At 59.1% G+C, this 433-nt stretch carries 1 protein-coding gene; it reads right to left on the minus strand.

What is annotated here, in order from left to right:
- Positions 1-433: IS5 family transposase (locus tag L972_RS12550; RefSeq protein ID WP_047438612.1), on the minus strand; the 433-nt coding region annotated here is incomplete at both ends.

Genomic DNA, 433 nt, shown 5'->3' on the forward strand with positions numbered 1-433 from the left:
CAGCTGATGGCTGGCTTTGCTGTCGTAGGCGCCATCCGCATAAATACGGCCCAGCTTGCGCCACAGGGGATCGAGTAAGGTGGGCTGCACCTCGGCATCATGGACATTTTCCAGCGAGACTTCCGCTGCCACGATATCGTGAGTTGCTGGGTCCACCGCCAGATGCAGTTTGCGCCACACTCGCCGCTTCTCGGCACCGTGTTTTCTGACTTTCCACTCGCCTTCACCAAATACCTTCAGGCCGGTCGAGTCGATGACCTGGTCGGTGATACGTCCCTTGGCGGGTTGTCGATAGGCCACAGCTACCGTACGGGCCCGCTTGCTGACACAACTGTAATCGGGGGCACAAAGCGGTAGGTTCATCAACTCGAACGGGGGGGCGAGTGGCTCCTGAGTTGCGCGAAGCGTGAGGCTGAAAATCCCCTTGAGCATC

Origin of the sequence: Aeromonas sp. ZOR0001 (genome assembly GCF_000801015.1) — a bacterium.
Lineage (GTDB): Bacteria > Pseudomonadota > Gammaproteobacteria > Enterobacterales > Aeromonadaceae > Aeromonas > Aeromonas veronii.